Here is a 19,791-nt window from a genome sequence, read left to right on the forward strand (position 1 = left end):
CCCGCCCTACCCCTGTTACAGCGCACCCGGTGAACGGGTTGAATACCTCGATTCGGACCGGCCCCGCCAGCTCGCCATCCTATGATCACTGCCCCGACCAGGCCTCACGGGCTGGTCAGGCACCCACGTCGTGGCGATTTGGCTCCAGCAACACTCTTTCCTGAACTAATATTAAAAAGAATGCTCAAGCCCTGTACATGACACTAAGGAAAGTGACACCCGCATGGCTAAGACGACCGCACCTCAGGATGGGAGGCACCGGAGGCACGCCCATTTGTCCGCCGGTCTCAGACTCAGGCTAGTGACGGCGGTGGCGGTCATGGCCTTGGCTCTGACGGCTTGCAGCGAATCCGAACCCTGGCCCTGGCAGGGCTATGTGGAGGGTGACACGCTGTACATCGGCGCACCCTTGCCGGGCATGCTCACACAGCTTGACGTTGAACGCGGGGACCAGGTTCAGGCCGGGCAACCATTGTTTGCACTCGACCGGGCACCCGAGGACGCGGCGTTACGGGAAGCCGATGCCAGGGTCAAAACCGCCGAAGCGACCCTCGCCGACCTCCAGAAAGGCCAACGGCCGGCGGAACTTGAAGTGCTGCAAGCCCAGTATCGGCAGGCGCAGGCAGCGCTAACCCTGTCTCGCAACCAATGGCGACGCGTCGATACGCTGGCGGCCGAGGGCGCAGCCTCCCAGGCCGAACGCGACGACGCACAAACCCGTCTTCAGCGCGACCAGCAGCAGGTTCGGGCTTTGCGGGCGCAGTTGGATATCGCCCGCCTGGGTGAGCGGGAAGATCGCATTGCCGCCGCCCAGGCACAACTGACCGCGGCCAGAGCGCAACGGGAGCAAATTCAATGGCGCCTGACCGAAAAGACCCAGACCGCACCCGACACCGGACAGGTCCAGGACATCCTTTTTCGTCCGGGTGAGTTTGTGCCCGCCGGCCAGCCGGTGGTCGCATTGCTGTCACCGCACCGTTTCCGAATTCGTTTTTTTGTGCCCGAGACGGCACTGGCCCAGTTGCGGACCGGCGATGAGGTGACGGTCCGTTGTGACGGCTGCGCCACGCCCTTTCAGGCCACCATACGTTTTATCAGTGGCGAAGCCGCCTACACCCCGCCCTTCATTTACAGCCGCAACACCCGCGATAAATTTGTCTATCGGGTAGACGCCGAGCCCCGGACAGACCGCTCGACGACCTTACACCCCGGGCAGCCAGTGGATGTGCATGCCCCGGACACTGTGCCGCCATGACAGCCCCGGCCCCGGTGATCCATGTGGAAGGACTCAGCAAGTCATTCCAGGGCAAGCTGGCCGTCGATCATGTCAGCCTCGAAATAGACCAGGGCGACATTTTTGGTTTCCTGGGCCCCAACGGCAGTGGCAAAACCACCACCATTCGCCTGCTTTGTGGCTTGCTGACACCCGACGAGGGCACCGGCACTTGCCTCGGTCACGACCTCCTCCGTGAGGCTTACCAAATCAAGCGCCAGGTGGGGTATATGACCCAGCGCTTCAGTTTTTACGAAGACCTCACCATTCGCGAAAATCTGGATTTTGTGGCGCGGATCTATGGCATGACGCAGCGGCAGGACGTTGTTGACGCCGCCATCGACCGCCTCAACCTGACGGATCGCCAGCATCAACTGGCCGGCACCCTGTCTGGCGGCTGGAAACAGCGCCTGGCACTGACCGCCTGCACGTTGCACCAACCCCGTTTGCTGCTCCTGGACGAACCCACCGCCGGAGTAGACCCCCAAGCCCGGCGCGACTTCTGGGACCAGATTCATCACCTGGCCGCCGACGGCATTACTGTGCTGGTGTCCACCCATTACATGGACGAAGCTGAACGCTGCAGCCGCCTCGGCTATATCGCTTCCGGCCGATTGCTCGCCGATGGCACCCCGCAGTCGCTGGTGGCAGAGTCGGAGCTGAGCACCTGGGCCATCGATGGGACAGACATTCACCGGCTTGGGGACACGCTCAAATCCGTGCCCGCGGCACAACAGATTGTGCCTTTCGGTACTCGACTCTACGTCTCCGGCACCGACACCGCAGCGCTCAAAAGCACCATGGACGCGATTGCTCGAAAACCGGGGTTTCAGGTGCACCCGGTATCGCCCCGACTGGAAGACATTTTCACCCGCCTGATGCAGAGGCAGGAGGACACCCAATGAACCGCTGGTTTTCACTGGACCGGCTGTGGGCCATGGTGCGCAAAGAATTTATCCAGATGCGCCGGGACCGGCTCACGTTTGCGATGATGGTCGGAATCCCGGTGCTCCAACTGACCCTGTTCGGCTTCGCCATCAATTCCGACCCCCGCCACCTGCCGATGGCGATACTGGACGCAGACCAATCGACTTACACCCGTACCATTGTCGCGGCACTCCGGCACACGCGTTATTTTGACCTGACCCACCACGCCCGGAACGAAGCCCAGGCCAGCGCGCTTCTGGCCCAAGGCGACGTTCAATTCGTGCTGTCGATTCCCGCGGACTTCACCCGTCGGCTGCTGCGTGGCGAACGCCCCTCGCTGCTTCTGCAGGCCGATGCCACCGACCCGGCCGCCACCTCCAATGCCCTGGCGGTGCTGAGCCGACTCGAGCAGCAGGCACTGACGCAGGATCTGCGGGGGCCGCTGGCCAATCTGCGAGGCACAGCACCACCGTTTGAGTTCACGGTTCACCGCCGCTACAACCCCGAAGGCATCACCCAGTTCAACATTGTACCGGGCCTGATGGGCGTCATTCTCACCATGACCATGATCGTGATGACCGGTCTGGCGGTGACACGGGAACATGAACGCGGCACCATGGAAAACCTGCTCGCCATGCCTGTCTCGCCGATAGAAGTGATGGTCGGGAAGATCGTGCCCTATATTTTTGTCGGCTACATTCAGGTCGCCGTGATTTTGGTGGCCGCACGCTGGGTGTTCGATGTTCCCATGCTGGGTTCGTTTGGTTTGCTGCTCGCCGGTACGTTGCTGTTCATTGTCGCCAATCTGACCGTCGGCATTACCTTTTCCAGCCTCGCCAACAATCAGACCCAGGCCATGCAGATGTCGTTTTTCTTCTTTTTGCCATCGATCCTGCTGTCCGGCTTTATGTTTCCGTTCCGCGGTATGCCCGGGTGGGCACAGTACGCCGGAGAGGTGCTTCCCCTGACCCATTTCTTGCGGTTTATCCGCGGGCTGATGTTGAAGGGCAACGAATTCAGTCAGCTCTGGCCGCACCTCTGGCCGCTGCTGATGTTTACCGGCGCCATCCTGTTGCTGGGCCTGCTACGCTACAGGCGCACGCTGGACTAACACGACGTCCGTCCCGGCTCCCGTCACGCCGATACCGCGTTTAACGCATTCAATCGGCCGGCGCGTGCGTATACCATGGAGCAACACGCAGCTCGCCGCAGTGTCGGCGCATTCATCAGCACTGGCCATTCGGAGTCAGGCGCTGGAGTAACAGGAGACCGCTGGAATGACAGGCCCGCTAGACGGCATTCGCATTATTGATCTGACCGCCATGGTATCCGGCCCTTTGGCAACCATGATGCTGGCCGATCAGGGTGCGGAGGTGGTCAAAATCGAAAACCCCGCTGGGGGCGACTTTACGCGCTCGGCAGCCAACCGCCAGAACGGTGTTTCGGCATCTTTTCTCAACAACAATCGCAACAAACGCTCGGTGGCCATCAACCTGAAAGAGCCCGCCGGACGGGACGCCCTTATGAACCTCGTAGCCACGGCGGATGTCTTCGTGCAGAACTTTCGGCCCGGTGTGATTGAACGCATGGGTCTGGGTGAGGATCGGCTCCGCGAAGTGGCTCCCAACCTGATCTATGTTTCCATCAGTGGTTTCGGTGAAACCGGACCCTACGCGGACCGGCCGGTGTATGACCCGCTGATCCAGGGTCTGTCGGGACTTGCCACAGTGCAGGCCGGCTCGGATGAGCGACGGCCACAGCTGGTGCGCACCATCTTGCCGGACAAACTGACCGGCGTTACCGCTGCCCAGGCCATCACCGCCGCCCTGTTTGCCCGGGAACGCAATGGCGCAGGCCAGCACGTTCGTTTGTCCATGCTGGACACCGTGGTCGCATTTCTCTGGGGCTCGGACATGGGCAGCCAAACCTTCGTGCAGGGCGAACTGCCGCAGCAGGCCGCCGCCAGTTTTCAGGACCTGATCTACGAAACCGCGGCCGGTTACATCACCATCGCGGTGCAGAATGACCGGGAATGGCATGCCCTGATTCGCGCCTTGGATAAACCCGAATGGCTGGACGACCCCCGCTTCCTGACGGCCGAATTGCGACAGACCCATATTGACGCCCGCCTTGACCTGATTCAGTCCGTCGTCCGCACCCGTTCAGCGGCTTATTGGCTAGACCAATTCCAGGCCGAGAACGTACCTTGCGCACCGGTGTTGACCCGCAGTGAATTGCTCAGTCACCCCCAGGTACAGGCCAACGATGTGCTCCACGAATACGATCATCCCCTGGCCGGCCGGCTACGCCAGGCGCGTGCGCCGGCCCGATTTTCCGCCTGTACCGGCGAAACGCCGGTGGGCGCGCCAACGTTGGGGCAAGACACTTTCGCTGTGTTGTCCGCGTGCGGATACGATCAGGATACGCTGGCCCAATGGGTTCGGTATGGCATCGTGGCCGCCGAATAATGGCTACTCATACGGAGCAGGACCTATGATCGATTTCTATTACTGGCCAACCCCCAATGGGTGGAAGGTGTCCATCATGCTGGAGGAATGTGGCCTCAATTACCGGATGATTCCAGTCAACATCGGCCGGGGCGAACAGTTCAGCCCGGAGTTCCTGGCCATCAGCCCAAATAACCGTATGCCGGCCATCGTTGATCACGATGTCGACGGTACGCCGTTGCCCATTTTCGAGTCCGGCGCTATCCTGCTCCATCTGGCCGAGAAAACCGGACGGTTCAGGCCCTCCGACGCCCGTGGGCGCAAGGAGATGTACGAATGGCTGTTCTGGCAAGTCGGCAATCTGGGCCCCATGGCCGGCCAGGTCAGCCATTTTGTCAATTACGCGTCAGGCGACCATCCTTATTCCGCTGAGCGCTACAACAATGAATACAATCGCTGCCTCGGTGTGCTTGAACGACGGCTGCAGACCAGGCCCTACCTGCTGGGCGATGATTACAGTATCGCAGACATGGCGTCCTGGCCCTGGGTTCTGATCGCCAAACCCCTGGGCCAGACACTGGAAGAATTCCCTCAGGTGCGGCGCTGGCGCACCGCCATCAAAGAACGCCCCGCAGTGCAGACCGGCGTCAACCTCGGCAAGGAGTTCCGCCGCAGCGCGCCGCCGGATGAGCACGAACGCAGCATTCTGTTTGGCCAGAACAGCCAGACGGGTGATAAGACTCCGTAAACGATTGAATTCGGTGTTTTGAAGGCATCTGTTTTAACATGGGCGCCGGACCTCAACACTCCGGTCCTACCCGGACCAGTCACCGGTACTGCCAACCACCGTCAACAGCACACAGCTTCAAGGTAACGATATGGAACTGATTCTCGCCTGCTCCGCTCTCGGCATTGTGGCGGGCATCCTCGCCGGGATGCTTGGTATTGGCGGTGGCGTCGTCATTGTACCGGCATTGATCCTGATCCTGACCGCACAGGGCTATCCCGGCGAATTTGTGGTTATTTCGGCGGTTGCCACCTCCCTGGCCACTATTATTTTCACCTCCATCTCCGCTGCCCGCGCACAGATCAAACGCAAGGCGGTGGACTGGCCGATCTTCCGGCGCTGGGCCCTGCTGGTGGTGATTGGCAGTTTCCTCAGTGGCTTCATCGCTGCCCGTTTGCCGGCCGTTGTGCTGGAGATAGGGATTGCCTGCTTCCTCCTGGTGGTCTCCCTCATCATGCTCAGCCGCTGGGTGCCCGACCCCGCCCGCACCATGCCCGGTGCCGCAGGGACTTCCGTGCTCGGGCTTTTCAGCGGCACGTTGTCCGGGTTGGCCGGCATTGGCGGCGGCAACGTCATGGTGCCCCTGATGGTGTTTTTCAATATTCCCATGCAACGCGCAGTGGCCACCTCCAGCACCCTCGGATTTCCGTTGGCACTGGTGGGTACTGCCGGCTACGTAATCTCCGGCTGGAATCAGACCATCACTGACTGGACTCTCGGGTACGTCTATCTGCCAGCGGCCGCACTGATTACTGTATTCACCGTGTTGATGGCCCCGGTGGGTGTCACCCTCAGTCACAAGATTCCAGCCCCGACCCTGAAGCGCTGCTTCGGTGGCCTGTTGCTGCTGGTGGCCGGCAGGATGTTGTATAACGCCCTGTGAGATGGCACCGACTCAACCAGCGCCGCGAGCCCCTTTTCCAGACGCCGGTTTCGTGGTTGTTGGGGGACTGCCGGAGGCTCGGGCTGGCGATGGGGCTTTGTGGCTGTCACTGTCACGCACCTCCAATACTTGCGCCCGCATGCGCGGCAAATGTTCCGGATAACGGGCCTGAATGAATGCCACCAACCCTTCGCGAACCGCGCAGCGAAGGTCCCAGGTCTTACTGGAATCGGAACCACTCATCAGAAAGCGAATTTCCAGGGCCCGCTCATCCGAGTCGGTGACCTGCACGGTCTCGGTCTTTTCGTCCCAAAGCTTGGAGGCCCGCAGCAAACGGGCAAACTCCTCCCGTAAAGGCGCAACCGGCATGGCGTAATCAACCCACAAGTAGACACTGCCCATAATCTCCGCCGAATGCCGAGACCAGTTCTGAAACGGATTCTCAATGAACCATTGCAGCGGAACGATCAAACGGCGCAAATCCCATACGCGCAGCACCACGTATGTGGACGTCACTTCTTCGACCCAGCACCACTCGTCTTCGACCCGAAGCACATCGTCAATCCGAAATGGCTGGGTGAGCGCGATCTGCATGCCGGCCAGCAAATTACCCAACACGGGACGTGCCGCAAAGCCAAGAATGACGCCCCCAATGCCGGCCGAGGCCAACAAACTGGCGCCCAGTTGCTGAACGGACTGGAACGTCATCAGCGCGGCGCCCAGACCCACAATAACGATAAGGATATTCAGACCCCGCACCAGAAACCGGGTTTGGGTCTCGACCTTCCGGGCGCGTTTCCACTGCCCCTCCAGCACCGGATTCAGCTTTACAATCACTTCGCCAATGGCGGAAGTGCAGCGCACGAGAGCCCAGGTCAGAGCCAGAATCAGCAACAAAGTGGCGAGGCTTTGCAAGGTGTCCAGCCACGGCAAATCTCCAGGTGCCGCCGCCAACACAACGTTCAGTACCAGCAGACACAGAAAAACACCGAGCGCGCGAGCCGCCGCATCCAAAAATAATCGTGCAACGGCAGTGGGCTCAGAGAAGTGGCGGATGATCGCCAGTGCCAAACGGTAGATCAGGTAGGTTGCCACCACGGCCAGCAGCGCAGTCAGGCTTGGCGTCAACCATGCGCTAAGTCCGGCCTCGATCAATTGCAACATCCCAAGCTCCTGAATTTTCAGACTGGAACCTGCAAATTAGCGCATGAACAGAATGAGTGAAAGCGAAAGGCAACATCGGACCGGCGGCGTGCCGTCCAAGGGATTGGTTTGAACCAACCTGGCCTGGCGCACCCGGGTCGGGTTATCGACCCGGTACTGCGGCGCGGCTAGGACTGTTTTCGGGTCTGGGCGACCGGGGACACCTTAAGCCCCAACTCCTCGCGGTACAGAATATTGCCAATACCGAGCACAATATTCTCGATGGTGAGGTTGCCCGACAGTGTCGCCTTACCCAGGTTCACACTGCGTTCCAGAATCAGCACCAATTTGAGCAAGTCCACCAACCGGATAAGCAAATCCAGCAGCCCAAAGGCTTCCGGTGGATCGGTCATATGCTGACGGGCGAATTGTTTTGCCGCATCAACGATGCTCGCCTGGTGTCGGGTCAGGCCTTCGGGATTTATCTTCATCATGGAGTCGAAACGTTGTTGGCGTTCCAGTTTGATCGCTTCCATACAGACGGTTTCATTATGGTCAGCCGAGGCATCAAGACGGGCGATCCCCGCCAGCCGGAAATCCACTGTGCCCTCTTTTCGACGGCGTTCGAATTCGTGTTTCAGGCTACTGCGGGCATGGGGCAGAAACTGACTGATTGCCTGTTCTCGGGCCACCGTCAAATCATCCTGAGCGGCCTCATTAACCAGCGTGCTCAGAATCTGAACGCAATGCACCAAATCGCCCCAGAGGTCGGGATCAATGACCTCCGGGTCTTCGGGGAGCCTCCGGTTAATGACAACAAAATCAAAATAAAGGGACGTAACGTCTTGTTCAGACAGGTGGGATTTGTCGATGACATGCCGTAGCCCGAATTCATCAATCTCCCGCAACAGACCGGGAATCAACATGAGGACGTAATGTTTTGCACCTGTAGACAGATTGGCCATTGCGCCTCCCTATATACCGGTTACTCCAGCGTTTCCACACGCTTCCGGGGTGTAAAGCCATCAGCCTTAGGTTAAAAATAGCACGATTGCCTGGCTCAGTCCGTTGCTTTTTTGATCGCCTGCGATGGGCCGACAGTTCCCCGAACCACCCAGCCATGGGCGCGAGTTGATTCAATCTGACGCCAGTCGCACCCCCGTTCGGGCCGGGTGTTGCGAGTGGCCTAACTCATCGATTCAGCCACTTAATCGCGTCTGCTTCATGCTCGAAGAACTTTAAGTCACCCGCGATAAACCAGCTGCCAATTTTCGCAACGGCATCCGACCAACTCTTGTGACCAAAAACTGCGATTCTCTCAAACTGATTGCCATGCTCCAGGCCCAGGTTGAAATCGTCCCAGGCCGCACGGACCTCCCAGCCCTCGAGATCGGTTGCATCGAACAGGACCCTTACATTCCGGGTTTTCACGGTGGCAAGTGCAGAGTTGATCATTGGTGTAATGGTTTTATAGTCCTCGTGGGTAAGCTTCCCCTGTGCTTTCATGGACACAAAGACGTGGTCACCGACGCGATCGATGCCGATTGACAGGCCATGCCGTTTAGTAGTCATCTCCAAGTTCTCCTTGTTGAAGTGACGCCGGACGAGCGAGCGGTAACCAACAACTCCCGAGCCGTCCAGTAAACACATTGTTGGTGTCTTATTAACCCAAACCACAGGCCCGGGATTTTAAACACCAACCCACAATCAGACTGCCACAGGGCGATAATACTTGCCTTGATTTAAGACAGCCGGAACGCGTATTTGTTCAGCCCGGGACACGATAACTCCATCCGTCGCAATCAATGCTATTCTGGTTTTCACACTCACCGAGGGGATCTCACCGCTGGCGGGCAATCCCTGATGAACAAGCCACTTACAATCGCGAGGACCATCCGATGAACATCGTGACGCTCTCCAGTCCAGGCGGGCTGGACCAACTCAAGATCAGTGATAGCCCTGCACCGGGCGAACCGGGGCCTGGTGAACTCCGGGTCCGTATCCACGCCAACTCCCTCAACTTTCACGATTATGCCGTCGTGACTGGTGCAATCCCGAGTCAGGACGGTCGTGTTCCCATGGCGGATGGGGCGGGTGTCGTTGAAGCGACCGGTAAAGGTGTAACGGATTTCCAGATCGGTGACCACGTGGTGTCGACATTCTTTCCGCATTGGCTGGACGGCCCCGCACCCATCGACAACTTCACCACGACACCGGGTGATGGCCAGGACGGTTATGCCCGTGAACAGGTCATTCGGCCACAGAACTGGTTTACCCGTGCCCCCAAGGGTTATAGCCATGCCGAAGCGGCCACACTGACCACGGCCGGCCTGACCGCATGGCGGGCACTGGTGGTCAATGGCGGCCTCAAAGCCGGAGATACTGTCCTGACGCTGGGTACCGGTGGGGTTTCCATATTCGCACTGCAGTTTGCCAAGCTTATGGGTGCCCAGGTGATTGCCACCTCCTCATCAGACCAGAAACTTGAACGGCTTAAGGCGCTGGGGGCAGATCACACCATAAATTACAAAACCACACCGGCCTGGGGCCAGAGGGTGAAAGACCTGACCGATGGCCAGGGCGTTGATCACGTGGTTGAAGTCGGGGGCCCGGGCACCCTGCCCGAATCGATCGACGCCGTGCGAATTGGCGGTCACATCTCACTGATCGGTGTGCTGACGGGCCGGTCTGGCGAAGTCCCCACGTCCAAATTGATGGCCAAACAGGCACGCCTTCAGGGATTGATTGTCGGCAGCCGGGCCCATCAACTGGCGATGATCCGCGCCATTGAAGCCAATGGCCTGCGGCCAATTATTGATCGCTCGTTTGCCCTGGAAGAGATCGCCGATGCCTTCCGGCATGAAGAATCCGGGCGTCACTTCGGGAAAATCTGCCTGACATTCTGACCTCGTCCTACAGGAAAGGTGGAACACCTCACAGCGGCCCACCCCGATGGCGGGCCGCTTGCGCGATCCATTGGGCACCCGCCCGGCGTGAGATCACTCAGAAAAAATAGTACCGGATCATCTGCAGCACGATTAACAACGCCAAAAGAGGAAACACAAACCGGGACAGTTTGCTTATATCGCGGGGCTCGCCTTTGGGCGCGTACTTTTCAATGAGCGGAATCAGAATGACCAGGGCGAGAAAAAGCACCCCAAGGATTATCAGCAACGTACCCATAACGAATGCCTCCTGCAATAAGGCCTGGGACGGTCGTCAGATCCATCGCCTGGCCGCGGTGGCTGATGGTTCAGCCTGCGCCAACCATGGTCCTGTCCACCGACGTTAATGCTCGCCTCCGGTGTTCACCGGTACTTGCCCGACGATGGCGGCAAGCTCGTCCGAACCGAGGCAAGCGCCCTGGGTCCAGGTTGCCTCAAGTGTGCGTTTCAGTGCCTGCATGGTCGCTTGCTTGTCGTTGAGGGCCTGGATCAGCGCGGCCGCCTCCGCCATTTTCTCGTCCAGCCGTTGCAGGATGTCGTCATGGTCCCAGCCACCATGCTGACCGAACAGCGCCTGCAGATCATCCAGTGAAAACCCCAGGCGCTGACCAAACTGAATCAGCCGCAGCCGTTGCAATGCGGCGTCATCAAACAATCGATAGCCGCCGGCCGATCGCCCGGAAGCCTGCAGCAAACCTCTGTCTTCGTAATAACGAATCGCGCTGCTTTTGAGGCCCACAGCTTTGGCGAGTTGCCCAATCTGCATCATCGTTCAGTCCCAGCTAACACTTGAGTTTAAAGTCAGCTTGAATGTTACCTTGTTCGTATTGACCACGCGAGGAGTGTCATTTCATGTCAGCAGCGGTATTCGATGCATTCACACTGAATTCTGGTGGCGAGCTTAAAAATCGTCTGGTGAAAGCCGCGATGGAGGAGAATCTGGCCGCGCCGGGGCAACTGCCCGGCCGTCAGTTATTCAATCTGTATGATCAATGGGCTCGCGGCGGCACCGGATTGCTGATTACCGGCAATGTGATGGTGGACCGGCTCGCCATGACCGGGCCTGGTGGGGTGGCATTGGAAGCAGACACGCCGCTGGCGCCGTTTCAGGAGTGGGCGTCGGTGGTGCATCGTCATGGCGCCAAGGTCTGGATGCAGATCAATCATCCCGGGCGGCAGGTATTCCGTAAGATGGCGGGTAAAAATATCGCTCCGTCTGCAGTTGGCCTGGCGCTTGGCAAACACTCAGGGTTGTTTGAACTGCCCCGGGCAATGACAGACTCGGATATCGAGGATGTGATTCAGCGCTTTGTTGCAACCGCCGCCCAGGCGGAACGTGCCGGCTTTGATGGGGTTGAAATCCACGCCGCCCACGGCTACCTACTGGCCCAGTTCCTGTCACCCCTGACCAACCAGCGCAGTGATCGCTGGGGTGGCAGTCTGGAGAATCGGACCCGGTTGTTGAGGGACATTGCCGCCCGGATCCGGACCACGGTGGCCCCCGGCTTTGCGGTTGCCGTCAAACTCAATTCCGCGGATTTTCAGCGCGGGGGGTTTGATATCGAAGACGCCGAACAGGTTCTGGGATCACTTGCCGAGCTCAACATTGACCTGGTAGAGCTCTCCGGCGGGAGCTATGAATCACCAGCCATGCAGGGTCGCACGGCCGATGGCCGTACCCTGGCCAGAGAGGCCTACTTTCTGGAATTTGCCAAAGTACTCTCGGCCGCATCACCGATGCCGCTGATGCTGACCGGTGGCATCCGCCGCCTGCCCATTGCCCAGGAGGTGCTGGCCAGCGGCGTCGAGCTGGTGGGCATGGCCAGTGCACTGGCGCAGGCACCGGATTTGCCATCGCGCTGGCGCACCGAACCGAACGCCAGCGGTGATATCGTCCAGGTGCACTGGAAAGACAAGACCCTGGGCGGGCTTGCCAATATGGCGTTGGTGCGCCGACAACTCCGGCGCATGGGGGCCAACCGTAAACCAGCCAGGCGACTGTCGGCGATTCTGTCCATCGTCCTGGACCAGTATCGACTGGCGGGTCTGACCAAAAACTACCGACGGAACGTGAGTCAGGCGAGCTGATGCGCCGGTCAAGCATGGGTGTGAAATGGCTGTGTCACTGACCCGCGCGAGTCGTGACCGCAACGGCCGGATACACCTGCCTACGACCGGCAGCCGGCACGGCATGTCCTCACCCGGTCGCATCCCGGCGATTTAGCAGGCAGAATGAGACCATTCCGTATTTTGGCTCAACCAATCACACACCGATGAGGCCCCATGAACCCGACCATCGAACTACTCAAATCCCACCGCTCCATTCGCAACTTTACCGACCAGAAAATTCCACGGCCGTTGTTCGAGGAGCTGATTCGGGCTGGCCAGAGCGCAGCAACGTCAAGCCATGTGCAAGCCTATTCAATCATTCACGTGGTGAACCCCGACAATCGTGCAAAGATCGCCGAACTGGCCGGAGGTCAGGCCTACGTTGCCGACAGCTCCGACTTTCTGGTCTTCTGCGCCGATATGAAGCGCTCGACCGGTGCTGCCGAGCGCGCGGGAGCCGAGGTGGTCCGAGGTATGACGGAACACTTACTGGTAGCCAGTGTTGATACGGCCCTGATGGCACAGAACATTGCCGTGGCAGCAGAATCCGAAGGCCTGGGGTTGTGCTATATCGGCGGTATCCGCAATAACCCCGCCGACGTCAGCGACATTCTGCGTTTGCCGGAGCATGTGTACCCGGTCTTCGGCATGTGCCTGGGTTACCCCGATCAAAATCCCGAGATCAAACCCCGGCTGCCGCTGGCGTCCATCCTGAAAGAAGATTACTACCAGGACGAGCAGGACATCGACCAGATCGCTGCGTTTGACAGCGAAATGCGCACGTATTACCTCGAGCGTACCGGGGGCAACAAGGACACCACCTGGTCGGAACAGCTGAAACCGCTGTTTACTTCCAAGCTGCGCCCACACATGCGGTCGTTCCTGCAAGGTAAGGGCTTTGAGATGAAGTAATCACCACGGTGATCAACACCACAGACGGGGGGCCGTAGCCCCGTCCGTGGCGATTCGGTTCGATGTATCGGCCCTGAGACTAACCGGTCCGCTCAGTAATCAACGTTACTCCCTCAGTAAACCGTACTTCTTCAAAAACATCCCCGGAATATCGCAACTTCGGCAGGCGTTTCCGGGAATCCCCCAGCACAAATACAGGTTTGCCCAGCGCCGTCATCGTCGCCACGATGCCACGACTGCCACGTTTGTTCACAAAATGGCGGTCATTGTACTGATCCATACCCAGCCAGGCAGCGTCCAGTTTGCTGGCCACGCGGGGCAAATCGGCGTCCTCAACCAGCCGTGTCGCAATCCCGGCGTCCCGCAACGCCTGGAACTGCAACGCACCCTCACCCTCAGGTTCGGAGCGGGTCTGCCAAATCTCCAGGCCTGGCATCCTATGCGCAACCCATGCCACCACCCGGATCACCACTCCACTGTGACTGTGGGTGAGAATGCGCTTGTTTCGCCAGTCCTTTCTCCGGATCAGGCGTTTGGCAATGACTTCATCAAGACCAAGCCAGCGCGCCTCATAGGCCTCCAGCCAGGTGAAAAAGTGATCGCCGATATAAGGCTCCAACGCATCCAGCAGGTGGTAAACCACCACCATGGACCGGTCGATGGTGCGTAATCGCGCAAAGGCCCAGGACAACTTCTGTAGCGACTGCTTATTACCTCGCAGCCGTTTAAACTCGGCACAGATTCTGTCGGCCAGTATTGACGAGCCGTGCTGCCGGTCGTTGACAATGGCGTCTATCGCTTCTTCAAAAGTATCGTGGGCGGGTGGCTTATACGAAGAGGTATCGCTCGATGCACTGTCAAAGACACTGTGCTCGGACAGCGTGGTACTCAAAGACGATTTCTTAAAGAAAGTATCTTGCGGTTTCATGAGGTCATCCTGACGTTATGCTTTCCGACATTCCGCTCGCTTTTAAGCAACTGTCACAGGTGTCAATGCCGTTCATTGCCTACCGGCCGGTGCCTCAGCGACGTTGGCAGCCACCGGCAGGGTTCACCCCAAGCATCCTCCCGACGCTGATCAGAATCAACCGCCCGGCATGACTATTCGGTCATCAATTCGAGGACGAAATCCGGAGTCAGCCGGTAACCCGCAAAATCCTGAGCCAGGCACAGATTGCCGCGGTAGATCGATCGTGCTTCGTCGGCGACCTCCTCGATGTTCGGTGCGGAGCTGCTCTGGGTTTGAGGGCTGGATCGGAACTGGTAGCGCGAGCTGAAGTGCGTGAGCACCAGGTTGGGCACACCGATCGCATCCGCAAACCGAGCCACCTGGGCGGCGGAACTATGCTGGGGCCACGGACCAATGCGGTCGGAAACCGCCTGGGTGTATGTTGCCTCATGAATCAGCACGTGCGCGTTCTGGCAGGCGTCCGCCAACAGCTCGGGGGTATCGTTATCGCCAGCCACTACAATCCGGCGCGGTGTTCGTGGAATCAGCGTATACGTCTTCGCTCTGAGCACTTTGCCATCGTCCATCGTCACGTCCTGACCTTGCTGGAGTTGGCCCCAAACGGGGCCGGCGTCAATACCGTCCTCCCGAAGCGCATCGGTCAGAAGCCGCCGCTGGAGATTGTTCTCGGTGAACACGAATGCTCGACAGGGAACCCGGTGGGAAAGTGTTGCAGCAGTCACCGCAACAGCCTGGTCTTGCCAGCGAAAATCCGGGGCTTCGGAATCAATAAATTCCAGCTCATACCCCAGATTTGAATCGGTATGACTCAGGGCAACCTCAATGAAGGGCCGAAGCGATGCCGGCGCGATGATCGGCAGCGGTTCGGTCCGCCCAGCCATGGACGCACTCGCCAGCAAACCTGGTAAGCCAAAGGTGTGGTCGCCGTGAACATGCGTGATAAAAATAGCCTGCAGTTGCACCGGCGAATACCGGGTGCGCAGCAACTGTTGCTGGGTACCCTCACCACAATCAATCAGATACCACTGCCTGGGGCTCCCATGGCGCAGCGCCAGCCCAGTCACATTACGGGCTTTGGTCGGGGTGCCCGCCGAAGTACCCAAAAAAGTGAATTCCATGGTTTGCCCACTTCCGCTCGCTGATGTGATTTTGGCGTCGACCGCGCCTGTCAAAGCGGCGCGATCCCCCGTCGATCAACCAGGGACCCCTGAACAACTCCTTGTGCTCTCGGCCCAGAGGGAAGCGCCCAGGGTCAAGACCCGCCGTTCAGCGAATGGCCGCTTGCCCTTTGCAAATGGCGCGACGCTGCAGATGGGTGCTTCAGGCGTTGCCCTTCGGGGCGCTCAGAGGCTCGCTAGAGTTTATCCTGCGTTTTGGTCTCAAAATCGCTCGCACTGTGCCGCTCGTGCAGTTGCTCAGACGGCTCGCCCCAAGTTCGGTTCACCATACGCCCCCGCTGCACCGCTGGCCGCTGTGCCACCTCTTCCGTCCAGCGAAGCACGTTCTTGTAGGTGTGCGTTTGCAGAAATTCGGCGGCATCGTAGACCTTGTTCATGACCAGCGCGCCGTACCAGGGCCAGATCGCCATGTCCGCAATGGTGTACTCATCGCCCGCAATGTATTGGTTGTCAGCCAGTTGGCGGTCAAGCACATCGAGTTGCCGCTTGACCTCCATAGTGTAGCGGTTGATCGGGTATTCGTACTTCTCCGGCGCGTAGGCGTAAAAATGACCAAAACCACCGCCGAGCATCGGTGCACTGCCCATCTGCCAGAACAGCCAGGACAGACACTCGGTGCGCGCGGCAAGGTCTGTTGGTAGGAAGGCCTTAAATTTTTCAGCCAGATACAGCAGGATTGAGCCAGATTCGAAGACCCGGAGCGCCGGGGTTTCGCTTTGGTCCAGCAACGCCGGAATCTTGGAGTTGGGGTTAACGCTCACAAAGCCGCTGCCAAACTGATCGCCGTCTTTTATCCGGATCGGATAAGCATCGTATTCCGCGCCGTCAATGCCCTTGGCCAACAATTCCTCCAGCATGATGGTGACTTTCACCCCGTTCGGTGTCGCCAGGGAATAGAGCTGCAGGGGGTGCTTTCCCACCGGCAATGCCTTGTCGTGGGTGGGGCCGGCAATTGGGCGGTTGATATTGGCAAACTCGCCACCGCTCGCTGCGTCCCATGTCCAGACTTTCGGCGGTGTGTAGGTTGTGTCGGTCATAGCGTCGCTCTCGATTTCTGGTATTGAAGTATGGTCTGACCTTACTGGTACGCACCCGGGTTAGCTATTAGTTCTACCCTATCGCCTCGGTTGCGCTGTTGCATACTGTGCCTGATCCTGATGACACAGGCTGGGGTTGTCCGGATGGTGGATGGCATCCGCCAGCGGCTGAGTAAACCATCTTCCTGGCCATCGTAACGCATCCGTGGGCGTTCAATGGATGTGAACTGACCGACAAGTACGCGAAACGTAACACTTCTATGACAAAGCCGATGCTTTCATCCTCGGCGTTAGGTCGTATACTTCGGTGTGTGGCCGCTGCAGTATGAGCGGCCGACGCTCCGTTGATCGCGTACCCGAAGAGTGAATAATGACAAGCGGCACACGAACCCTGCTCCCCTCACTGGCAATTCTGGCACTGGCATTCGCCCTGCCAGTCATGGCCGATACAATTAAACGTATCGTGCACCCGGACGGGTCGGTGGAGTTCACCAACATCAACGAGCGTGAGCGCAAACGTGCCTCCAGCAAGGACGAGGTGGTGTTTCGCTACAAGGACGAACGCGGCGTCGTTGCCTACACCAGTATTCAGCCGGCCACCCACGAGTACGAAATCATTCGCTTTGAGTGCTATGCCTGCGACCCCAACTCCACCGTCAACTGGCGCACCACACCGTTGTTCCGGAAACCGTTCCGGAATGAAATTAAAACCGCGGCCCTGGAATTTGATGTTGACCCGGCTCTGGTGCGGGCGGTTATCCATGCCGAATCGGCCTTCAATGATAAGGCTCTCTCCGCCAAAGGTGCCCAGGGGCTGATGCAGCTGATGCCGGCCACCGCGCGGGAACTGGGCGTACGGGATGCCATGCGGGCCCCGGAAAACATCCGCGGTGGAGTCAATTACCTGGCCAAGATGCTCAAGCGGTTTGGCGGTGACACCCGACTGGCCACCGCGGCCTACAACGCAGGCCCCGGGGCCGTTGGCCGCTATAACGGCATACCGCCTTTTGCCGAAACAAAGGCCTATGTTGAGCGGGTGGGTATTTTGCGGGAACGCTACGCCTCCCGCTAGTGCGCGCTGGGCGCCACCGCGCCACAACCCATTACGTCTCAATTCATCACGCCACCAGCCATCACGCCACAACCTGTGCCGCTGCGGCGAAATGAGCCCCAATACCCAAGACTTCCGTACCTCTCGCCAATGTCCTCCGACAATTCCGAAGCCAACGCCTCGGTATAGGCTATTCTTTGCAATGAAACGCACGTGAAAGGCTCTGGCCCCTGCGCTGGGCGCCGACGGACAGGAAACGGGTGTCGGCGGGCTTAAAAAAAATCACATGCTTTCAGCACCCGATGTCGCTAATACTGAATGAAGTGCGTGACGTTTTCGGGTGCGTCCGAGCAAGCCAGCGGGGAAGGCTGAAGCCATGATTCTCGATCAAGTTAAACACCGTCATTACGACGTTATTATCCTCGGCAGCGGTCCCGCCGGTATCTCCACGGCGCTCGAATTGTCCAAAATACCCGCCCTTAAAATCGCTGTTATTGAAAGCGGGTTACTGGAACCACACCCAACGATTCAGACCCTCGGGAGCGTTCAGTTAGTGGGCGACTTGACCGACGATTATTTCCCCATGCACACGCAACGCTGCTTTGGCGGCAGCTCGACCATCTGGGGCGGGTTTTGCGCTGTGCTGGAGAAGCGAGCCTTCAGGGCTCAGGCATGGCCGATTCCTTACCGGGAAATAGACCGCTGGTACCCCGCTGCCGCCCACATGATCGAATTGCCAGACGACGCTTATCGGCAACCAACACTCGCCATTGCAGGCACATCGGAGCTGGTTTACAAACCCTTTTACCTGAGTCCGCCGGTCCGGTTTAATAAAAAATACCATTCCTTTTTCCTGCATCACCCCCGCGTCGACCTGATACTGGGCACCACCGGACTCCGCCTGTTAACCCGGGGGTGCACCGTCACAGCCATGGAACTTCAAGCCTCGCTTGCGCCCCGGCGCCCTCCAATGTCTGTGACGGCCGACACCTTCGTCCTTGCCTGCGGTGGGGTGGGCAACCCTCGGTTGCTGCAGCTCTCCAATATCGTTGAGAACATGCCCGTCGGACTCGGCCTCATGGAGCACCCACACCTTTACGCAGTAGCCGACATATATCTGGATCGGGAAAGGCTCCCAAATGGCATCCAAGAGGATCCACGTGTGGTGCATGCGTTGCAATTATCGGACAACTATTGCGTTGAGCACGGCGTCCTGTCTTTCAGTGCCGATTTCAACCTGAGGCAGAAGACCTCAACGGTACTGATCGGAAAGCGACGCGAGGTGCTTCATACCCCCGTCACCATTCGGGCCGAGATTGCGCCGGATTTCAGAAACTCCGTACGCGACAGCGACCAGCGCAATTACCTTGGAATTGCGATGCCACGCGTTGAGTTCCAGTACCGTTACCAGGATCTGGCTCGCGAGGGCTGGCACCGGTTCGGTAAGGCGTTGCTGCAGTCTGGACTGGGACGCCCCTCCACCTTGCGGCCCGAATTCAAGCTCCACAGCGGCGGACACTTGATGGGGACAACACGCATGGGTTGGTCAGCGGCCGATTCCGTTGTCGACGGCAACTGCCGCGTGCACACCACCGACAACCTGTACGTCGCCGGTTCCTCGGTTTTTCCTGCCGGTGGTGCCTCCAATCCGACGTATACTATAGTGGCGATGGCGTTGCGACTGGGCGCGCACATTGCCCGCTCTTTGGGAGGGGATCCGCATGGATAGACGCACGTTGCTCATCGGGCTCGGAGGCATGGCCGCATGGCTCAGCATCGGCGGCTGTGCCCGGATTCTGCCCATGGACCGCCGCCCCGGGCCTGGCGACACAGACGCGCCCGCACTTTCCCTCAGTGCGCAGCTTGCGGAGCTCGCAGACCCCCAATTCAGCGATTATTCGGCAGGCTGGTCGTTGTCGGCACTGCGTTCAGAGATGGCGCGCAAAGGCGTCATCTCAACACGCCATGGAATAAACTATGAAAAATTGACCGAGCTGACGCGACGTGAACCGCTTATGGTCTACAAAGGTTTTTATTACACGCAGACCGAACTTGAGCTGTACGCTCTGGCTTACCTGCACGCAGGCGCTTCGGCAAGTATACGGGCCATCGAAGAGCAATGATGGGGG

20 protein-coding genes are annotated in these 19,791 nt (G+C 58.9%); 12 read left to right on the top strand and 8 right to left on the bottom strand.

Going from position 1 to position 19,791, the window contains the following annotated elements; all coding sequences use genetic code 11:
* Positions 1 to 223: 223 nt before the first annotated feature.
* From GRX64_RS01695 to GRX64_RS01720, 6 genes are all read left to right on the top strand, one after another.
* Positions 224 to 1,255 carry an HlyD family secretion protein gene (locus tag GRX64_RS01695; RefSeq protein WP_207308694.1) on the top strand — a complete coding sequence of 344 codons (1,032 nt, stop codon included), beginning with the start codon at positions 224 to 226 and terminating at the stop codon, positions 1,253 to 1,255.
* Positions 1,252 to 2,178, top strand: a complete 927-nt coding sequence (locus GRX64_RS01700; RefSeq protein WP_166263466.1) for an ABC transporter ATP-binding protein — start codon at positions 1,252 to 1,254, stop codon at positions 2,176 to 2,178. The genes GRX64_RS01695 and GRX64_RS01700 overlap by 4 nt, the downstream gene beginning before the upstream one ends.
* Positions 2,175 to 3,311 carry an ABC transporter permease gene (locus GRX64_RS01705; protein WP_166263467.1) on the top strand — a complete coding sequence of 379 codons (1,137 nt, stop codon included), beginning with the start codon at positions 2,175 to 2,177 and terminating at the stop codon, positions 3,309 to 3,311. Before GRX64_RS01700 ends, GRX64_RS01705 begins: the two co-directional genes overlap by 4 nt.
* A gap of 166 nt (positions 3,312 to 3,477) precedes the next feature.
* Complete coding sequence (locus tag GRX64_RS01710; RefSeq protein ID WP_166263468.1) at positions 3,478 to 4,668, top strand: CaiB/BaiF CoA transferase family protein; 1,191 nt, start codon at positions 3,478 to 3,480, stop codon at positions 4,666 to 4,668.
* A 25-nt stretch (positions 4,669 to 4,693) separates the two neighbouring features.
* Positions 4,694 to 5,395 (top strand): glutathione S-transferase family protein, encoded by a 702-nt coding sequence (locus tag GRX64_RS01715; protein ID WP_166263469.1) that lies wholly within the window; start codon positions 4,694 to 4,696, stop codon positions 5,393 to 5,395.
* Positions 5,396 to 5,525: 130 nt separating this feature from the next.
* On the top strand, positions 5,526 to 6,317 hold the full coding sequence (locus tag GRX64_RS01720) for a sulfite exporter TauE/SafE family protein (RefSeq protein ID WP_166263470.1): 792 nt from the start codon (positions 5,526 to 5,528) through the stop codon (positions 6,315 to 6,317).
* Positions 6,318 to 6,329: 12 nt separating this feature from the next.
* Here GRX64_RS01720 and GRX64_RS01725 read toward each other — a convergent pair whose 3' ends face one another.
* The 3 genes from GRX64_RS01725 to GRX64_RS01735 form a co-directional block, all read right to left on the bottom strand.
* Positions 6,330 to 7,481, bottom strand: coding sequence for a mechanosensitive ion channel family protein (locus tag GRX64_RS01725; protein WP_166263471.1), 1,152 nt, complete (start codon positions 7,479 to 7,481; stop codon positions 6,330 to 6,332).
* 167 nt (positions 7,482 to 7,648) lie between these two features.
* Positions 7,649 to 8,425, bottom strand: coding sequence for a hypothetical protein (locus GRX64_RS01730; RefSeq protein ID WP_166263472.1), 777 nt, complete (start codon positions 8,423 to 8,425; stop codon positions 7,649 to 7,651).
* 226 nt (positions 8,426 to 8,651) lie between these two features.
* Positions 8,652 to 9,032, bottom strand: coding sequence for a SpoIIAA family protein (locus GRX64_RS01735; protein ID WP_166263473.1), 381 nt, complete (start codon positions 9,030 to 9,032; stop codon positions 8,652 to 8,654).
* A gap of 326 nt (positions 9,033 to 9,358) precedes the next feature.
* Here GRX64_RS01735 and GRX64_RS01740 point away from each other — a divergent pair, with 326 nt between their 5' ends.
* Entirely contained in the window at positions 9,359 to 10,366 is a 1,008-nt protein-coding gene (locus tag GRX64_RS01740; RefSeq protein WP_166263474.1) for a zinc-dependent alcohol dehydrogenase family protein, read from the top strand.
* A gap of 97 nt (positions 10,367 to 10,463) precedes the next feature.
* Here the strand turns inward: GRX64_RS01740 and GRX64_RS01745 are convergent, their stop codons facing one another.
* Positions 10,464 to 10,643, bottom strand: coding sequence for a hypothetical protein (locus tag GRX64_RS01745; RefSeq protein ID WP_166263475.1), 180 nt, complete (start codon positions 10,641 to 10,643; stop codon positions 10,464 to 10,466).
* A 105-nt stretch (positions 10,644 to 10,748) separates the two neighbouring features.
* Entirely contained in the window at positions 10,749 to 11,174 is a 426-nt protein-coding gene (locus GRX64_RS01750; RefSeq protein ID WP_166263476.1) for a MerR family transcriptional regulator, read from the bottom strand.
* Positions 11,175 to 11,257: 83 nt separating this feature from the next.
* Here GRX64_RS01750 and GRX64_RS01755 point away from each other — a divergent pair, with 83 nt between their 5' ends.
* Positions 11,258 to 12,493: an NADH:flavin oxidoreductase/NADH oxidase family protein gene (locus GRX64_RS01755; RefSeq protein WP_166263477.1), complete on the top strand. Its 1,236-nt coding sequence runs from the start codon at positions 11,258 to 11,260 to the stop codon at positions 12,491 to 12,493.
* Between the two features lie 195 nt (positions 12,494 to 12,688).
* The gene (gene nfsA, locus GRX64_RS01760; protein WP_166263478.1) at positions 12,689 to 13,426 is read left to right on the top strand and encodes an oxygen-insensitive NADPH nitroreductase; all 738 of its coding nucleotides are present in this window, start codon (positions 12,689 to 12,691) and stop codon (positions 13,424 to 13,426) included.
* A gap of 79 nt (positions 13,427 to 13,505) precedes the next feature.
* Here the strand turns inward: nfsA and GRX64_RS01765 are convergent, their stop codons facing one another.
* The 3 genes from GRX64_RS01765 to yghU all read right to left on the bottom strand — a co-directional run bounded on the left by GRX64_RS01765 (position 13,506) and on the right by yghU (position 16,611).
* Positions 13,506 to 14,354, bottom strand: a complete 849-nt coding sequence (locus tag GRX64_RS01765; RefSeq protein WP_166263479.1) for an eIF2B alpha/beta/delta subunit family protein — start codon at positions 14,352 to 14,354, stop codon at positions 13,506 to 13,508.
* 173 nt (positions 14,355 to 14,527) lie between these two features.
* Positions 14,528 to 15,514, bottom strand: coding sequence for a ribonuclease Z (locus GRX64_RS01770; protein WP_166263480.1), 987 nt, complete (start codon positions 15,512 to 15,514; stop codon positions 14,528 to 14,530).
* Between the two features lie 236 nt (positions 15,515 to 15,750).
* A complete protein-coding gene (gene yghU / locus GRX64_RS01775) occupies positions 15,751 to 16,611 on the bottom strand; it encodes a glutathione-dependent disulfide-bond oxidoreductase (protein WP_166263481.1) in 861 nt (286 codons plus the stop codon).
* Between the two features lie 370 nt (positions 16,612 to 16,981).
* Between yghU and GRX64_RS01780 the strand changes: the two genes are divergently transcribed.
* The 3 genes from GRX64_RS01780 (at position 16,982) to GRX64_RS01790 (ending at position 19,785) form a co-directional block, all read left to right on the top strand.
* Positions 16,982 to 17,683, top strand: a complete 702-nt coding sequence (locus GRX64_RS01780) for a lytic transglycosylase domain-containing protein (RefSeq protein WP_166263482.1) — start codon at positions 16,982 to 16,984, stop codon at positions 17,681 to 17,683.
* 355 nt (positions 17,684 to 18,038) lie between these two features.
* Positions 18,039 to 19,391, top strand: a complete 1,353-nt coding sequence (locus GRX64_RS01785; protein WP_166263483.1) for a GMC oxidoreductase — start codon at positions 18,039 to 18,041, stop codon at positions 19,389 to 19,391.
* On the top strand, positions 19,384 to 19,785 hold the full coding sequence (locus GRX64_RS01790) for a hypothetical protein (RefSeq protein WP_166263484.1): 402 nt from the start codon (positions 19,384 to 19,386) through the stop codon (positions 19,783 to 19,785). The genes GRX64_RS01785 and GRX64_RS01790 overlap by 8 nt, the downstream gene beginning before the upstream one ends.
* Positions 19,786 to 19,791 lie beyond the last annotated feature (6 nt).

This window comes from Marinobacter caseinilyticus (assembly GCF_011074955.1).
Lineage (GTDB): Bacteria > Pseudomonadota > Gammaproteobacteria > Pseudomonadales > Oleiphilaceae > Marinobacter > Marinobacter caseinilyticus.

What these genes read in the sequence shown, in the direction of transcription:
- GRX64_RS01695 (WP_207308694.1), top strand. Translation starts at nt 224, where the DNA reads ATGGCTAAGACGACCGCACCTCAGGATGGGAGGCACCGGAGGCACGCC.
- GRX64_RS01700 (WP_166263466.1), top strand. Translation starts at nt 1,252, where the DNA reads ATGACAGCCCCGGCCCCGGTGATCCATGTGGAAGGACTCAGCAAGTCA.
- GRX64_RS01705 (WP_166263467.1), top strand. Translation starts at nt 2,175, where the DNA reads ATGAACCGCTGGTTTTCACTGGACCGGCTGTGGGCCATGGTGCGCAAA.
- GRX64_RS01710 (WP_166263468.1), top strand. Translation starts at nt 3,478, where the DNA reads ATGACAGGCCCGCTAGACGGCATTCGCATTATTGATCTGACCGCCATG.
- GRX64_RS01715 (WP_166263469.1), top strand. Translation starts at nt 4,694, where the DNA reads ATGATCGATTTCTATTACTGGCCAACCCCCAATGGGTGGAAGGTGTCC.
- GRX64_RS01720 (WP_166263470.1), top strand. Translation starts at nt 5,526, where the DNA reads ATGGAACTGATTCTCGCCTGCTCCGCTCTCGGCATTGTGGCGGGCATC.
- GRX64_RS01725 (WP_166263471.1), bottom strand. Translation starts at nt 7,481, where the DNA reads ATGTTGCAATTGATCGAGGCCGGACTTAGCGCATGGTTGACGCCAAGC.
- GRX64_RS01730 (WP_166263472.1), bottom strand. Translation starts at nt 8,425, where the DNA reads ATGGCCAATCTGTCTACAGGTGCAAAACATTACGTCCTCATGTTGATT.
- GRX64_RS01735 (WP_166263473.1), bottom strand. Translation starts at nt 9,032, where the DNA reads ATGACTACTAAACGGCATGGCCTGTCAATCGGCATCGATCGCGTCGGT.
- GRX64_RS01740 (WP_166263474.1), top strand. Translation starts at nt 9,359, where the DNA reads ATGAACATCGTGACGCTCTCCAGTCCAGGCGGGCTGGACCAACTCAAG.
- GRX64_RS01745 (WP_166263475.1), bottom strand. Translation starts at nt 10,643, where the DNA reads ATGGGTACGTTGCTGATAATCCTTGGGGTGCTTTTTCTCGCCCTGGTC.
- GRX64_RS01750 (WP_166263476.1), bottom strand. Translation starts at nt 11,174, where the DNA reads ATGATGCAGATTGGGCAACTCGCCAAAGCTGTGGGCCTCAAAAGCAGC.
- GRX64_RS01755 (WP_166263477.1), top strand. Translation starts at nt 11,258, where the DNA reads ATGTCAGCAGCGGTATTCGATGCATTCACACTGAATTCTGGTGGCGAG.
- nfsA (WP_166263478.1), top strand. Translation starts at nt 12,689, where the DNA reads ATGAACCCGACCATCGAACTACTCAAATCCCACCGCTCCATTCGCAAC.
- GRX64_RS01765 (WP_166263479.1), bottom strand. Translation starts at nt 14,354, where the DNA reads ATGAAACCGCAAGATACTTTCTTTAAGAAATCGTCTTTGAGTACCACG.
- GRX64_RS01770 (WP_166263480.1), bottom strand. Translation starts at nt 15,514, where the DNA reads ATGGAATTCACTTTTTTGGGTACTTCGGCGGGCACCCCGACCAAAGCC.
- yghU (WP_166263481.1), bottom strand. Translation starts at nt 16,611, where the DNA reads ATGACCGACACAACCTACACACCGCCGAAAGTCTGGACATGGGACGCA.
- GRX64_RS01780 (WP_166263482.1), top strand. Translation starts at nt 16,982, where the DNA reads ATGACAAGCGGCACACGAACCCTGCTCCCCTCACTGGCAATTCTGGCA.
- GRX64_RS01785 (WP_166263483.1), top strand. Translation starts at nt 18,039, where the DNA reads ATGATTCTCGATCAAGTTAAACACCGTCATTACGACGTTATTATCCTC.
- GRX64_RS01790 (WP_166263484.1), top strand. Translation starts at nt 19,384, where the DNA reads ATGGATAGACGCACGTTGCTCATCGGGCTCGGAGGCATGGCCGCATGG.